Below are 14,134 nucleotides of genomic sequence, written 5' to 3' on the forward strand. Positions count from 1 at the left end.
GGTCGCTCCAGGATCGAGGGGGTGCGGTGGGGCTGTGCCGCCCCAGCCTATTCGTTGTGGGCGAAGAGCTTGAGCACCGGAACCCCGACCTTGTGCCGCGCCCGGGAGGCCCAGTCCCGGTGGAAGAACTCCTCGACGAAGTGCGGGGCGGTCAGGACGATCACCTCGTCGGCGGACGTCTCGTCGACGACGCTCTTGAGGTGGTCGAGGGGGTGGTTCTCGATGATCTGTCCGACGGCCGTGGCGCCCTTCCTGCGCAGGGACGCGAGGGAGTGTTCGAGGGCCTGCGCGGCGGGGCCCCGGGCGGCCTCGCCCTCGGGCTCCTCGCCTTCGTGGAGGGCTTCGGGAAGCTCGCCGAGCGCTACGTCGTCGATGGCGCGGAGCAGTCGGTCCTGGTCTCCCCTGGGTTGCATGAGGACGACGAAGGAGACCTGGTCGTCTCCGTGCAGGGTGGTGACGAAGTCCACGTCCACCGTGGTCAGCGGCTGCTCGATCATCAATACGCTCGTGAACACGGACGCCCTCTCCTTCATGGGCCGGGGCCGGTCGGCCGGCCCCTGCGGAAACCATCCTGCCCCGCAGTCGCGCGGGGCCTTGCGCAGATATATGTGCCCAGGTATGTGCCCAGCGGAAGCTAAGCGGAACGACAAATTCCGCCCCTTGTTCAGATCCGACGGTAGCTCGTGAACAGGAACCCGGCCTCTTCCAGTACGACGGCGGGCGCGAGCCGGTGCGGAACCGTGACGGAGGGCCCGCCGGCGATCCGCTGGGCACCCCCCGCCGTGAGGGTCGGGGAGATCGTCAGGCACAGCTCGTCCAGCGCGTCGGCGGCCACGAACTGCCCCAGCAGCCGGGGCCCGCCCTCGGTCAGCTGGCGGCGCAGCCCGCGCGCGGCCAGCTCCCGTACGGCCCGTGCGGGGTCCGCGCCCGCCCCCTCGCCCGCCACGACCACCTCGGCCCCGGCGGCGGTGGCCGCGGCCACCCGGTCGGCGGGGGCGGCGGCCCCGGTGACCACCAGGGTGGGCACCAGGGGGGAGGTGAACAGGGGCAGGGTGAAGTCCAGGTCCAGGCTCGCGGTGACCACGGCGATGGCCGGGGCGGGGCCCTGGCCGGCGGCCAGGCGGCGGGCCGCGAAGGCCTCCCGGGCGCGGGCCGGGCGGTATCCCTCCTGGCGAACCGTTTCCGCGCCGACGACCACCACATCGGCCAGGGCCCGCAGGGTGCCGAAGATCCGCATGTCGGTCTCGCCGGAGATCGGCTGCGAGCGCCCGTCGTGCTGGGCGGCCCCGTCCAGCGTGGAGACCATGTTCGCCCGCAGCCAGTGCCCGCCCGGGGCGAGCTCCGGATAGGCGTAGGCGTCCGCGAGCTCGTCCAGCGACCACTCGCGGTCGGCCGGGTCCGGGGAGGACGGGGCGGATGTCTGATCGGTCACAGGGAGCAGGCGTCGCATCGGTGCAGTCTGACACGCCGCGTAGAGTTAAGGGCTGTGTCAACTTCACTCTCGACCTCCGGATCTGCCCCTTCCGGGCAGCCCCCGATAGCCGACGCGGGGCCGCTGGCCCTCTGCGCCCGCGAGCCGCGGGTGCCCGCCGAACGGCTGGTGGCCGAGATGGTGCCGCCCCCGCGCTTCGACTCGGTGCGCTTCGAGACCTACGACCCGGACCCGGCCCAGCCGAGCCAGGCCGAGGCCGTCACCGTCCTCAGCGGCTTCGCCGCCGGCCTGGGCGGGGCCCACGCCACCGGCGCGGGCAAGCGGCGCTGGTTCTCGAAGAAGCCCGCCGCCCCGGCCGCGGGTCCCCGCGGGGTCTACCTCGACGGCGGCTACGGCGTCGGCAAGACCCACCTGCTCGCCTCCCTCTGGCACGCCACCCCGGCCGAGCCCGCACTCAAGGCCTTCGGCACCTTCGTGGAGCTCACCAACCTGGTCGGCGCGCTCGGCTTCCAGCAGACCGTGCAGACCCTGGGCGGGCACCGGCTGTTGTGCATCGACGAGTTCGAGCTGGACGACCCGGGCGACACGGTGCTCGTCTCCTCCCTGCTGAGCCGGCTGGTCGAGCAGGGCGTGGCGCTGGCCGCCACGTCCAACACCCTGCCCGGCAAGCTCGGCGAGGGCCGCTTCGCCGCCGCCGACTTCCTGCGCGAGATCCAGGGGCTGTCGGCGCACTTCCGGCCCCTGCGGATCGACGGCCAGGACTACCGCCACCGCGGCCTGCCCGAGGCCCCCGCGCCGTTCACCGACGAGCAGGTGGCGAAGGCCGCGTACGGGACCCCGGGCGCGAGCCTCGACGACTTCCCGGGACTGCTGGAGCACCTGGCGAAGGTCCACCCGAGCCGGTACGGGGCCCTCACCGACGGAATAGCGGCCGTCTGCCTGACCGACGTCGGCCCGGTCCCGGACCAGTCGACGGCACTGCGCCTGGTGGTGCTCGCCGACCGGCTGTACGACCGCGAGGTGCCGGTCCTGGCCTCCGGGGTGCCCTTCGACCGGCTGTTCAGTGAAGAAATGCTCAACGGCGGTTATCGGAAGAAGTACTTCCGAGCCATATCGCGGCTCACCGCGCTCGCCCGCGACGCGAAACCCCTGGTGTCGCAGTAGGTTTGGCACGGCCGGGCGCTCTGGCGGCCCGGCCGTTTCCATACCTTCGAAGGGATCCACCATGGCCACCACGCGCACGTCCCACACCGTCTGGGAAGGCAACCTGCTCAAGGGTGCCGGCACCGTCTCCCTCGACTCCTCGGGCCGGGGCTCGTTCGAGGTCTCCTGGCCCTCGCGCGCCGAGGCCGCCAACGGCAAGACCAGCCCGGAAGAGCTGATCGCCGCCGCGCACTCCAGCTGCTACTCGATGGCGCTCTCGCACGGCCTCGACGGCGCCGGTACCCCTCCCACCCGGGTGGAGACCAAGGCCGACGTCACCTTCCAGCCCGGTGAGGGCATCACCGGCATCCACCTGACCGTGCGCGCCGAGGTGCCCGGTCTGGACGCCGAGGGCTTCGCCGCCGCCGCCGAGGACGCCAAGAAGAACTGCCCGGTCAGCCAGGCCCTGGCCGGCACCACGATCACCCTGAGCGCCGAGCTCGTCTGATCCCCGCCCGCCATCCGGGCCCCCGGGCCGTCCCCACGGGGGCCCGGTGGCGGCGACTCCGACGTTCACGAGTGCCGTAAACGTATGATTGGCACATAGTCATATATTTTGCGTACGTGACCCTTTCTGTACGCAAAGTGGCGGCCGTGGCCGCGCTCAGTGCCGCCCTCGCGGGATGTGGGGGCGGCGCCGGCACGCCGCAGGACGGCGGCCAGGCCCGCATGGGCACCCACGCGGCGTCCGGCCCGACGGCCGCGCCCGCTTCCCCCTCCGCATCCGCATCCGCGTCCGCGTCGCCGCTGCCCGGCGCCCCGGGCCGGGCTCCGACCCTGGCCCCCGGACCGAACGGCCTGACGCCCGTCTTCGAGCGCACGCGCCAGCGCGCCGACAAGACCGTGGCCCTCACCTTCGACGCCGACATGACCTCGGACCAGGGGCCGCGGGCCGCCTCCGGGGAGCGCTTCGACAACCCGGAGCTGATCTCCACCCTCCGCCGGCTCCAGGTCCCCTCGACGGTCTTCATGACGGGCCGCTGGGCCGAGGAGTACCCGGACCAGGCGAAGTCCATCGGCACCGACCCCAACTTCGAGATCGCCAACCACTCGTACAGCCACCACGCCTTCAAGTCCCCCTGCTACGGCCTCCCCACGCTCGACGGCGACGCCGCCCGGTCGGACGTGGAGCAGGCCTTCGCGGCGTTCAGGAAGGCGGGCGCGGTCAACACGGTGCCCTACTTCCGCTTCCCCGGGGGCTGCTACGACGACCGGGCGCTGCGGGCCCTGGCACCCGCCAAGGTGACCGCCGTCCAGTGGGACGTGGTCAGCGGCGACGCCTTCGCGAAGGACCCCGACGCGGTGGCCGAGGACGTCCTGGCCGGGGTCAAGCCCGGCTCGGTCGTGGTCATGCACTGCACCCGCAGCGCGGCCCCCGTCACCGAGGAGGCCGTGCGGAAGATCGTCCCGGAGCTGCGCAAGCGCGGGTACCGCTTCGTGAAGGTGTCCGAGCTGATGGGGAAGTGACGGTTCAGCCGGAGCAGGCGGTGCGCTGCGCGTCCTGCCATTCGCACACCGGGCACAGCACCACGCCCGGGGTCGCGACCCCGTACTCGGTGGGCCGGCCGCACTCCAGGCAGTCGGCGTACGGCGGCCCGGGCACCCGCGCGGCGGGCGCGGCGGGCGCGGGGCAGTACGAAGGGTCCTGCTGGGGCTGATCCTGCTGCGGCCGGTCCCGCTGCGGCTGGTCCATGTCCACGAGCGTACGCGGCGGGAGCCGAGGGGCGGGCTACTCCCGCCGTGCGCTCAGGAGGCAGGCTGCCGTGCCCGCCGCCGCGGCGAGGAGCGCCGCCGCGGCCAGGGAACCCAGCGGGAGCGGTACGCCATCGGTGCGGGCGGCCCCGACCAGGGCGGACACCGCGCTGCGGGCCGGGGAGAACGCCGCCACCCAGGCCAGCAGGGAGCCGAGGCCGCCCGCGAGGACCGCGAGTCCGCGCCCCCGGACCAGCGGGCGGCTGCACAGCGCGCCGACGGCCGCCCCCGTCAGGGCGCACACCAGGACGGCGACCACCCCGGCGGCGGCGGTGGCGGCGGGGGGCTTCCCGCCGGGGCCGCCGCACAGCAGGGCGAAGCAGGCGCCCGCCGCGCCGGCCGTGAGCGCGCCGCCCAGGGCGGTCAGCAGGGCCGCCGCGTGCACCCGGGCCGGTCCCGCCGCGGCGGCGGCGCAGGCACGGGCCGCCGGGGGTTCGGCGCCCACGCAGATCCGGACCAGCCAGGCCGTCTGCGGGACCAGCCCGGCGGCGGCGTAGCCGAGGGAGTCCAGGGCGCGGTCCCCGGGCCGGATGCCGACGGCCACGAAGCCGGCGTAGACGACGAGCGGGGCGATCCAGCGCTGAGAGCGCAGCAGCAGCGCGGCCTGGTAGCGCAGCAGGGCGGTCATCGCAGTTCCTCCACGGCGCGGATGTGCCAGGGCGGCCGGGCCGTGAGCAGCTCGCGCAGGACGGCGTCGGAGCGGTCGGCGTCGACGGTCAGCAGGACCCCGCCGCCGGGGGCGGGCGTGGCAGCGAGGCCGAGGGGCGGGGTGGCGCCGGGCGGCCCGACGGCGTGGACGCGGACGGACGCCGGGCGCGCCGCCCCGGCCGGGACGGCGGCGGCGACCGGCACCAGGGCTCCGGCCTCGATCCGGTGGTGGGCGTCCGGTCGGCCCGCGAGGCGCGCCGGGTCGTGGTCGACGAAGACCACCGTGCCTCCGTCCGCGGTGCGTTCGGTGACGGCCCGGTCCAGCTCGGCGCGGGCCGGGGCGTCCAGCCCGGTCCACGCCTCGTCGAGGACGAGCAGTCCCGGCCCGGCGAGCAGCGCCTGGGCGACGGCCACCTTCTGGCTGGTCCCCTTCGACAGTTCGGACAGCGGGGTGCGGGCGTACGCGGCGGCGCCGAACCGCTCCAGCCCCGCGGCTGCCCGGCGGGCCGCCTCCGCGCCCGTCAGACCGTGCACCCGGCCCAGGTGGGTCAGGTAGGAACCGGCCGTCAGGGGCAGGGCCGCCGGGAAGCGTTCGGGAACGTAGGCGGTACGGCGCGGGCGGCCCGCGACGCGGCCCTCCGTCGGGGTGTCGATCCCGGCGAGGATCCGCAGCAGCGTGGACTTGCCGCCGCCGTTGCCGCCCTCGATCCGGACCAGGGCCCCGGGCGGGAGTTCCAGGCCGACCCCGCGCAGCACCCAGGGCCGCCGCCGTCCGTAGCGGCGGCCGACCCCGGTGAGTTTCAGTGGCCCGCCGCCGATTCGGTGACCTCGCTCGGCCGCACGACGACGAACCCCTCGCCGCTCAGCCTGAGCTGGACGGCCTCGCCGGAGCCGCCGCGGATCATCGAGCCGACCGACTGGGAGCGGTGCAGCCCGGTGTCCAGCGCGGCGCTCCAGCCGACGACCGCGTCGGTGTCCACGTACACCGGTGCCTGCGGGGTCACCGGGATGATGATCGGGTGCCCGTCGCAGACGACGGCGAGCTTGCCGGTGCCGGTGAAGAGGCTGTTGAAGAGGCCGCCGCCGGTCATCCCGGCGCCCTTGACCATCTTTATCTCGTAGGACAGCGTCGGGTCGAAACACAGGACGTTGCGCCCGTTGACGGTGAAGGCGTCGCCCGGCTCGAAGTCGATGATGAAGCAGTTGCCCGACTCGTGGGCGAACCAGGCCTCGCCCTGCCCGCGTACGGACATCAGCGCCAGCCCCTCGCCGGTGACGGCGCGCTTGAGCATGCCGCCTATGCCCTGGCCCTTGCGCTCGAAGCGGAGGTCGCCGCGGAAGGCGACCATCGAGCCCTGACGGGCCAGCATCTCGCCGTTGACGGCGTACTTGACGGACTTGGCGTTCTGGAGGGTCATGCCCGGTGCGGTGGCCGGTCGGGCCAGGTTCTCGGACGCGAAAAGATCACTCTGCATGGGCCCGATCCTCGCCCGGAGCACCCACCCGGGACATCCTCCTGAAGGCGGAGGCTGGCATCCTTGGGCGGATGAGCACGAAGGACGCACCCAAGACCTCAGAGGTACCCGCCGTCGGCGCGGACAGCCCGTTCCGGCAGGAGCACGCGGCACGCGACGAGGCGCCGCAGTTCGTCCTGCCGCTGGTCGTGCGGATCGAGAAGGCCGATCCGCCGGCCCGGACCGACGCGCTGGAGACGGCGGCCCGCGCGGTCCTGGTGCTGCTGACGGACGAACGGGCGCACGGCGAGGGCGAGTGGGCCGAGGCCGTGCGCGACTGGCAGGACGCCCGGATCCGCAAGGTGGTGCGCAGGGCGCGCGGGGCGGAGTGGCGCAAGGCGGGGACCCTGCCGGGCGTCACGGTGCACGGCGAGCGGGCCGAGGTCCGGGTCTTCCCGCCGGTGCCGCTCGACGGGTGGCCCAAGGAGCTGGCCAAGCTGCAGGTTTCGGGCACCGACCTGGACGACCCCGATCCGGCGACCGCGCCGCCGCAGGCGCCCGCCGGGGCGGAGCTGCCCGTGCTGTGGCTGAACCCGGACCTGGACATGTCGGCCGGGAAGGCGATGGCCCAGGCCGGTCACGCGGCGCAGCTGGCCTGGTGGGAGCTGACGGGGGCCGAGCGGGACGCGTGGCGGGAGTCCGGCTTCCGGCTGGCCGTGCGCACCGCCGCGCGCGAGCGGTGGGCCGGCCTCAGCGGGAGCGGGCTGCCGGTGGTGCGCGACGCCGGGTTCACCGAGATCGCCCCCGGCTCCTGCACCGTGGTCTCGGACCACCCGGCGCTGCGGGCCCGGCTCTGAGCACCCGGCTCTGAGCACCGGGCTCCGAGCACCCGGCTCTGACGCCGGGAACCTCAAATGTTGCTCTGAACGTCCCCTCCTCACGGTTGGCCCCGCGCCGTCGGGGCCATCACACCGTCATACGGACCGGGGCACGGATGCGGGCCGGTGAGTACCGGCGGGGGCCGGCGGAAGGGGGGCGAGGGGATCATGAAGCCCATGGCACGCCTGGGGGTGGGCATCGGCTGGCGGCCGGAGATCGCGGAGGCCGTGGAACGGCTCGAACACCTCGACTGGGTCGAGGTCGTCGCCGAGAACGTCTGCCCGGGTCACCTGCCCGAGTCGTTGCTGCGGCTGCGCGAGCGCGGGGTGCGGGTCGTCCCGCACGGGGTCTCGCTGGGCCTCGGCGGCGCCGACCGGCCCGACCCGGCGAAGCTGGCCGCGCTCGGGGAGCGGGCGGTGGCCCTGGGGGCGCCCCTGGTCACCGAGCACATCGCCTTCGTACGCACCTCCTCCCCCGTGCTGGAGGCCGGGCACCTGCTGCCGGTGCCGCGCACCCGGGACGCGCTGGACGTGCTCTGCGAGAACGTCCGGATCGCGCAGGACGCGCTGCCGGTGCCGCTGGCGCTGGAGAACATCGCCGCGCTGGTCTCCTGGCCCGGGGAGGAACTGACGGAGGCCCGGTTCCTGACGGAGCTGGTGGAACGGACCGGCGTACGGCTGCTCGTCGACGTGGCCAACCTGCACACGAACCGGGTGAACCGGGGCGAGGACCCGTCGGCGGTGCTGGACGGGATCCCGCTGGAGGCCCTCGCGTACGTGCACGTGGCCGGGGGCGTGGAGCGGGACGGCGTGTGGCACGACACCCACGCGCACCCGGTGCCGCCGGTGGTGCTCGACGTACTGGCGGCGCTGCGGGAGCGGGTGGATCCGCCGGGGGTCCTGCTGGAGCGGGACGACGACTTCCCGGCGGAGGCGGAACTGGCCGCCGAACTGGCCCGGATCCGCGAGGTGGTGACGGTCACGGGAGCGGACGGGACCGGCCCGGCGCGCGTGGCCCCTGCGGGTACGGAGCCTCCTGACGACCCGGGGGGCATACCCGCCGCGGGGGTTCGGGCCGATGCGGAAGCCGCTCCCCGCGCGCAGGACCCCGCGGAAGAGGCGGGCGGAGAGCCCGGGGTGCGGGGCGGGGCTGCGCTCGACGCCGCCCGGACCCGCGTGGGAATCGGGCAGGCGGCCCTGCTGTCGGCCCTGGTCGCCGGTACCCCGGTGCCCGAGGGCTTCGACCGGCAGCGGATCCGGGTCCAGGCCCGGGCCCTGGCCGCCAAGCGGGCCTCGGTCGTGGCGAAGGTGGCGCCCGAGCTGCCGGGGATCCTGGGCGGGCCCGGCCCCTACCGCGAGGCCTTCCTCGGCTACGCCCGCCGCCGCCCCATGACGTCCGGGTACCGCCGTGACGCCCTGGACTTCGCCGAGCACCTGCTGATCCAGGACCTGCCCGCCGACCCGGCCGCCCGTCGCCGGCTCACCGCCTGGTGGCGGGACCGGGCCGGGGCGCGGCCGCCGGGCCGCCTCGTGCGCTGGGCCCGCGCCCTGACGGGGAGAGCCGCGTGAACACCGTCGCCATCGCCGTCTGGGCCGCCGTCCTCGGCTCCAGCGCGCTGCTGCTGCGCGCCCTGTTCCGGGCGCGGCCCCGGGTGCCCGGGGCCTCGCCCACCCTGCACGACCTGTCGGAGGCCGCTTTCCTGGCGGGCGGTCCCGGCACGGTCGTCGACGCCGCGCTCGTCTCGCTGCTGGGCGACGGCCGGCTGGCGGGCGGCGGCCCCGGCATCGTCCAGGCGCGGCCCGGGGCGCTGGGCACCGACCCGGCGGAGCGCGCCGTGCTGCTGGCGCTGCGGCAGGCCCCCTCGGGGTGGCTGTACCAGGTGCGCTACGCCGCCATGCTCGACCCCGCCGTCCAGGAGACCGGGGACGGGCTGGCGGCCCGCGGGCTGATCGCCCCGCCCGGCACGGGGCGCGGACTGCGGCGCTGGGGGATGGTCCAGGCCCTGGTGTGCGGGATGCTGGTGCCGGTGTCGCTGCCGCTGACCTTCGTGGCGTGGGCGCTGGACCCGGCACCCCAGGTGCCGTTCATCCTCAAGGTGCTGCCCGCGCTGCTGGCCGGGATCGCCGTCGGCGTCATGTGCGCGAAGCGGGCCGGACGGCGGATCACCCCGGCGGGCCGGGCGGCGCTGGCCGGGATGCGGGCGCGGTACGCGGGTGACCCGGCGGAGCACGTGCAGACGGCCCTGTTCGGGCTGCGCGGCCTGCGGGATCCGGACCTGCGGGGGAAGCTGCTGCCCGCCGCCCGGAGCACGCGGCTGGCCGCGGCCCAGGCGCGGGCCCGTACGTCCACCCGGTCGCACGGCTCGCGCACGTCGTACGCCTCGTCGGCGTCGTCATCGTCATCGTCGTCCTCCGCCGACGTCCTCCCGGTGCTCTGGTGCGCCGCGGGCGACGGCGGCTCCTCCGGCGGTTCGGGCGGCTGCGGTTCCTCGGGCAGCGGCTGCGGAGGGTCCTCCGGATCGAGCTGCGGCGGCGGTTCGAGCTGTGGCAGCAGTGGTTCGAGCTGTTCCGGCAGCAGTTCGAGCTGCGGCGGCAGCAGCAGCTCCAGCTGTTCCGGCAGCAGTTCCAGCTGTGGCAGCAGCAGCTCCAGCTGTGGCAGCAGTTCCTGATCCCGCGTACGGCAACCGGGGGTAGCGGCGGCGACACCCGGGCGCGGGCCTGTACAGCGGTACGCCCTTGACATCTCATCGGATCGGACGATGAGACGAAGGGGTCGCGATGCGGACGAGGCGTGCACACCGTTACGGAGCCGCCGCCGTGCTCCTCTCCCTCGCCCTGTGCGTCCCGGCCCCCGCCGCGACCGCCGCGCCCCGGGACGCCCGCACCGCCGCCGAGGACGCCGGGGCCGAGCTGGCCGCCCGCCGGGCCGGCGCCTCCCGGCTCGGCTTCGGGCCCTGCCCCGCCGCCGAGGAGTTGCCCGGGCCCGTGCGCTGCGCGGCGCTGCGGGTCCCGCTGGACTACGCCCGCCCGGGGGGCCCGCAGATCTCCCTCACCGTCAGCCGGGTCCCGGCCACCGGCCGCGGGAACGCCGTCCGGCAGGGCTCGCTCGTGTACAACCCGGGCGGCCCCGGGGCGTCGGGGACCTACTTCCCGCTGCTCGGGGGCCGGGCCGCGTGGAGCCGGATCGCGGCCGCCTACGACCTCGTCGGCTACGCCCCGCGCGGAGTGGGCGGTCCGGCCCCGCTGTCCTGTCTGGACCCGGACGAGCGGCCGAAGGGCCCCACCCAGGTCCCGGCCGTGCCCTCACCGGCCTACAAGCGGGAGCGGCTCGCCGCCGCACGGGCCTACGCGCGGGGCTGCGCCCGGCACGCGGGCGCCGCCCTCGCGCACTACACGACCCTGGACAACGTCCGTGACCTGTACGTGCTGCGGGCCGCGCTCGGCGAGCGGCGGCTGACCTTCGTGGGGGCCTCGTACGGGACCTACCTGGGCGCGGTGTACGCGACCCGTTACCCGGACCAGGTGCGCCGCATGGTGTTCGACTCGGCCGTCGACCCCGATCCGCGCCGCGTCTGGTACCTCGACAACCTCGCCCAGGCGCCCGCCTTCGAGCGCCGCTGGGCCGATTTCCTCGCCTGGACCGCCCGGCACCACTCCGTGTACGGGCTCGGTGCCACGCCCGGGGCGGTACGAGCGGGTTACGAGCGGGTCCGCGCGGCGGTGGCCCGGAATCCGGCGGGCGGGGTCGTGGGGACCGGCGAACTGCACGCCGCGTTCCTGCAGACGGCGTACTACGACGAGGTCTGGCCGGAGCGCGCCGCGGCCCTGGCGGCCTTCCTGCGCGGGGACGCGGGTCCGCTGACGCGGCAGGCCGCGCGCGATCCGCGGACGGCGGCGGAGGCGGAGAACGCGACCGCCGTGTACACGGCGGTGCTGTGCAACGACGCCCCGTGGCCCGCCGACTGGGAGACCTGGGACCGCGACAACACCGAACTGGCCCGCCGCGCGCCCTTCGAGACCTGGCCCAACGCCTTTCTGAACCTTCCGTGCGCCTCCTGGCCGGTGGCCGCGCGGCAACGGCCCGCCGACGTCGGGGCGGGGCCGGGGCGGCTGCCCGCCACGCTGATCGTGGCGGCGGAGCGGGACGGGGCGACCCCGTACCCGGGTGCGCTGGAGCTGCAACGGCGGCTCGGCGGCGGGGCCTCGCTGGTCACGGAGGAGGGGGCGGGCACCCACGGGGTGACCGGCGGACGCAACGGCTGCGTGGACCGGCGGGTGGAGCGGTACCTGCTCACGGGCGCCACCCCGGGGTGGCGCGTCACGTGTGCGCCGCATCCGGAGCCCGCACCGGTGTCGCTGGACGACCGGGCAGCAAGCGCTCCCAGGGGGCTGCTGCCACCAGTCGTCTGAACTTCCGGGCGGGGTCTCCGGCTGCGTCGATTCGGGGGCAGGGCCTCCCGATCCCCGGAGGCCGCTCTTGTGTCACGAGCGGCCCTCCGGTCCTTCCCCCCAGGGGAGGTCTAGGCGAGTCCGGCCACCAGATCGGCGACGGACTTGCGGCGCCCGGTGTAGAAGGGCACCTCTTCGCGGACGTGCATCCGGGCCTCGGAGGCACGCAGGTGACGCATGAGGTCGACGATGCGGTAGAGCTCGTCGGCCTCGAAGGCCAGCAGCCACTCGTAGTCGCCCAGCGAGAACGAGGCGACGGTGTTGGCGCGCACGTCCGGGTAACCGCGGGCCATCTTGCCGTGGTCGGCGAGCATGCGGCGGCGGTCCTCGTCCGGCAGCAGGTACCAGTCGTACGAGCGCACGAAGGGGTAGACGCTGACGTAGTCGCGGGCGACCTCGTCGGCCAGGAAGGCCGGGATGTGGGACTTGTTGAACTCGGCCGGGCGGTGCAGGGCCATGTTCGACCACACCGGCTCCAGGGCGCGGCCCAGCTTGGTGCGGCGGAACAGGTTGTACGCGGTCTGCAACTCGTCGGCGGTCTCCGCGTGCCACCAGACCATGATGTCGGCGTCGGCGCGCAGGCCGGAGACGTCGTAGGTGCCGCGGACGGTGATGTCCTTGGCGGCCAGCTGGTCGAAGAGCTCCTGGACCTCGTCGGCGAAGCCGGTGCGGTCCTCCGGGAGGACGTCCTTCAGCTTGAAGACGGACCACAGGGTGTAACGGATGACCTCGTTGAGGTCCTTCGCCTTCTTCCCCGCATTGGGGATCTTCTCTGGTGCAGTCATGTGTCCATTGTCCCGTGTGCTGATCAGTGGTCCGTGCCAGGGGTGGCCATCGCGGCCGTCCCGGCCGTCACCGCGTCGGCGGCCTTGCCGGCGCTCGCGACGCAGGCGGGGATCCCGACCCCGTCGTAGACGGCTCCGCAGACGGCGAGACCCGGCAGCTGCGCCACGGCGGCCCGGATCCGGGCGACCCGGGCGAGGTGGCCGACGGGGTACTGCGGCAGTCCGCCGTCCCAGCGGGTGACGGTGGAGGCCACCGGCCGGGCCGTGAGGCCGACGGCCTCGCCGAGGTCTCCGAGGGAGGCCTCGACCAGCTCGGCGTCCTCCCGCTTCAGGTCCCCCTCGTCGCCGTGCCGGCCGACGGAGGTCCGCAGGAGGAACAGGTCCGGATCGGCTCCGGCCCAGGCCCACTTGTTGCTGGAGAAGGTGGAGGCCTTGATCGTCCGGCCGTCGACGGGCGGTACGAGGAAGCCGCTGGCGTCGCCGCCGGTGATCGCGGCGGGCAGCTCGGAGCGCCGGAAGGCCATCGTGACCAGGGCCATGGAGGCGTACTCGACCTCGCGCAGCGCGGCGGCCGCGGCCGGGGCGAGCGCGCCGAGCAGGGCGGCGGCGGGCCCGGCCGGGACGGCGAGGACCACGCCGTCGGCGTCGAGGACCTCGTCGGCGGTCGTGATCCGCCAGCCCACGGGCGTCCGGGCGATCCCGCTCACCTCGGCGCCGGTCAGGATCCGCGCCCCGGCGGCCCGGCAGGCGTCGGCGACGGCGAGCGGCAGCCGGCCGATGCCGCCGGAGATCCCGGCGAAGAAGGCTCCGGTGGCCGCCGCGCCGGTGACGGTGGTCCGCTCCGCGGCCGCCGTCTGCACCGCGCGGACGCTCCCGGTCAGGGTGGGGTGGGTGCGCACGGCCTCGAAGAGGGCGGGGACGGCGGCGCGCATCGAGATGCGGTAGGCGTCGCCCGCGTAGACCCCGCCGAGCAGCGGTTCGACCAGCCGGTCCACGACCTCGCGGCCCATCCGGGCGGCGACGTACGCGCCGACGGCGACGTCGTCGCCGACCTCCGTGGGCGGCAGGCCGGTGTCGGCGGCAACGCGGGCGAGGCCCTCGGCGGACAGGACGCCGGAGGCGGCGAGCGGGGCCGTGTCGCCGGGCACGCCCATGACGTGGCCGCGCGGCATCGGGCGCAGCGCGCCCCGGGTCCACAGGTGGGCGGTGGCGGTGGCGGGCGGCTGGAGCGCGTCGCCGAGCCCGACGGACCGGGCGAGGTCCACGGCTTCGGGGCGGCGGGCGAGGACGGACTCGGCGCCCAGGTCGACGGGGAGCCCGGCGAGCTCGCCCGCGTACAGCTTGCCGCCGAGGCGCCGGCCGGCCTCCAGGAGGGTGACGCGGGCGCCGTCGGCGAGCAGCCGGTGGGCGGCCGCGAGACCCGAGATGCCGCCGCCGATGACGACGACGTGGCGGGTGGGGGCCTGCCGGTCCGTACGCATGTCCGCTTCGTGCATGGACACATGCTCTCAGACCCCCCGGCGAGGCCGGAAC

Annotated in this window: 15 protein-coding genes; 7 read left to right on the forward strand and 8 right to left on the reverse strand. The window is 75.2% G+C overall.

Features of this window, described 5'->3' with window-relative positions; all coding sequences use genetic code 11:
* Positions 1-47: 47 nt before the first annotated feature.
* Both SLAV_RS09680 and SLAV_RS09685 read right to left on the reverse strand, forming a co-directional pair.
* Positions 48-515 (reverse strand): indole-3-glycerol phosphate synthase, encoded by a 468-nt coding sequence (locus SLAV_RS09680; protein ID WP_078950489.1) that lies wholly within the window; start codon positions 513-515, stop codon positions 48-50.
* Between the two features lie 149 nt (positions 516-664).
* The gene (locus SLAV_RS09685) at positions 665-1,450 is read right to left on the reverse strand and encodes a pyrimidine reductase family protein (RefSeq protein ID WP_030234717.1); all 786 of its coding nucleotides are present in this window, start codon (positions 1,448-1,450) and stop codon (positions 665-667) included.
* A 36-nt stretch (positions 1,451-1,486) separates the two neighbouring features.
* Here SLAV_RS09685 and zapE point away from each other — a divergent pair, with 36 nt between their 5' ends.
* The 3 genes from zapE (at position 1,487) to SLAV_RS09700 (ending at position 4,102) form a co-directional block, all read left to right on the forward strand.
* Positions 1,487-2,596 (forward strand): cell division protein ZapE, encoded by a 1,110-nt coding sequence (gene zapE / locus SLAV_RS09690; protein WP_030234724.1) that lies wholly within the window; start codon positions 1,487-1,489, stop codon positions 2,594-2,596.
* A gap of 61 nt (positions 2,597-2,657) precedes the next feature.
* Positions 2,658-3,083 (forward strand): OsmC family protein, encoded by a 426-nt coding sequence (locus SLAV_RS09695; RefSeq protein ID WP_030234726.1) that lies wholly within the window; start codon positions 2,658-2,660, stop codon positions 3,081-3,083.
* Positions 3,084-3,304: 221 nt separating this feature from the next.
* Positions 3,305-4,102, forward strand: a complete 798-nt coding sequence (locus SLAV_RS09700; RefSeq protein WP_394298625.1) for a polysaccharide deacetylase family protein — start codon at positions 3,305-3,307, stop codon at positions 4,100-4,102.
* 4 nt (positions 4,103-4,106) lie between these two features.
* Here SLAV_RS09700 and SLAV_RS09705 read toward each other — a convergent pair whose 3' ends face one another.
* The 4 genes from SLAV_RS09705 to SLAV_RS09715 are packed head-to-tail and all read right to left on the reverse strand — an operon-like array spanning position 4,107 to position 6,510.
* Positions 4,107-4,328: a hypothetical protein gene (locus tag SLAV_RS09705; protein ID WP_030234732.1), complete on the reverse strand. Its 222-nt coding sequence runs from the start codon at positions 4,326-4,328 to the stop codon at positions 4,107-4,109.
* Between the two features lie 36 nt (positions 4,329-4,364).
* Entirely contained in the window at positions 4,365-5,015 is a 651-nt protein-coding gene (locus SLAV_RS41800; RefSeq protein ID WP_030234735.1) for a hypothetical protein, read from the reverse strand.
* On the reverse strand, positions 5,012-5,839 hold the full coding sequence (locus SLAV_RS41805) for an ABC transporter ATP-binding protein (RefSeq protein ID WP_030234736.1): 828 nt from the start codon (positions 5,837-5,839) through the stop codon (positions 5,012-5,014). Before SLAV_RS41805 ends, SLAV_RS41800 begins: the two co-directional genes overlap by 4 nt.
* Entirely contained in the window at positions 5,836-6,510 is a 675-nt protein-coding gene (locus SLAV_RS09715; protein WP_030234739.1) for an AIM24 family protein, read from the reverse strand. The genes SLAV_RS41805 and SLAV_RS09715 overlap by 4 nt, the downstream gene beginning before the upstream one ends.
* A gap of 71 nt (positions 6,511-6,581) precedes the next feature.
* Here SLAV_RS09715 and SLAV_RS09720 point away from each other — a divergent pair, with 71 nt between their 5' ends.
* The 4 genes from SLAV_RS09720 (at position 6,582) to SLAV_RS09735 (ending at position 11,777) form a co-directional block, all read left to right on the forward strand.
* Complete coding sequence (locus SLAV_RS09720) at positions 6,582-7,346, forward strand: aminoacyl-tRNA hydrolase (RefSeq protein ID WP_030234742.1); 765 nt, start codon at positions 6,582-6,584, stop codon at positions 7,344-7,346.
* A gap of 189 nt (positions 7,347-7,535) precedes the next feature.
* Complete coding sequence (locus SLAV_RS09725; protein WP_063760332.1) at positions 7,536-8,936, forward strand: MbnB/TglH/ChrH family RiPP precursor modification enzyme; 1,401 nt, start codon at positions 7,536-7,538, stop codon at positions 8,934-8,936.
* Positions 8,933-10,036, forward strand: coding sequence for a TIGR04222 domain-containing membrane protein (locus tag SLAV_RS09730; RefSeq protein ID WP_037687869.1), 1,104 nt, complete (start codon positions 8,933-8,935; stop codon positions 10,034-10,036). The genes SLAV_RS09725 and SLAV_RS09730 overlap by 4 nt, the downstream gene beginning before the upstream one ends.
* Before the next feature lie 109 nt (positions 10,037-10,145).
* Complete coding sequence (locus SLAV_RS09735) at positions 10,146-11,777, forward strand: alpha/beta hydrolase (protein WP_030234749.1); 1,632 nt, start codon at positions 10,146-10,148, stop codon at positions 11,775-11,777.
* 110 nt (positions 11,778-11,887) lie between these two features.
* Here the strand turns inward: SLAV_RS09735 and hemQ are convergent, their stop codons facing one another.
* Together hemQ and hemG are read right to left on the reverse strand one after the other, a co-directional pair.
* Positions 11,888-12,601, reverse strand: coding sequence for a hydrogen peroxide-dependent heme synthase (gene hemQ, locus SLAV_RS09740; RefSeq protein WP_030234751.1), 714 nt, complete (start codon positions 12,599-12,601; stop codon positions 11,888-11,890).
* 23 nt (positions 12,602-12,624) lie between these two features.
* A complete protein-coding gene (gene hemG / locus SLAV_RS09745; protein WP_234333741.1) occupies positions 12,625-14,097 on the reverse strand; it encodes a protoporphyrinogen oxidase in 1,473 nt (490 codons plus the stop codon).
* Positions 14,098-14,134: the final 37 nt, after the last annotated feature.

The sequence above is a fragment of the Streptomyces lavendulae subsp. lavendulae genome, assembly GCF_002803845.1.
Lineage (GTDB): Bacteria > Actinomycetota > Actinomycetes > Streptomycetales > Streptomycetaceae > Streptomyces > Streptomyces lavendulae.